This is a genomic window from Streptococcus pseudopneumoniae, assembly GCF_001072375.1.
Lineage (GTDB): Bacteria > Bacillota > Bacilli > Lactobacillales > Streptococcaceae > Streptococcus > Streptococcus pseudopneumoniae_L.
In genome coordinates this window covers 1-348 of record NZ_JVKV01000050.1, presented here as the reverse complement: position 1 = coordinate 348, position 348 = coordinate 1, and the positions used below count along the sequence as shown (strand labels likewise).

The window sequence follows — 348 nt, the reverse complement described above, 5'->3', positions numbered from 1 at the left end:
ACTGTTACTAAAGAAGGTCACGTTCTTAAAGCAACAAACACACTTCCTGCAGATACAGAATTCAACAATACCTTCACACCTGCTGCAACACAGGCTCAATTCAAGTTTACTAAGAAACTTGAAGGTAAAGAGCTTACGAAGGATGCCTTCACATTTGAATTAGTTGAAAATGGTAAAGTCATCCAAACTAAGAAAAATGCGGCTGATGGAACTATCCAGTTTGACGCGATTTCTTACGATAAAGAAGGTTCTCATACATACACTGTACGTGAAGTAGCTGGAACAGATACAAATATCGACTACGATTCAATGAATGCAGAAGTAACCGTAACAGTTACGAAAGATGCT

At 38.2% G+C, this 348-nt stretch carries 1 protein-coding gene; it reads left to right on the top strand.

All coding sequences use genetic code 11. The features are described from left to right. On the top strand, positions 1 to 348 hold a 348-nt coding region (locus ADH31_RS03770; protein WP_049509074.1), incomplete at both ends, for a Spy0128 family protein.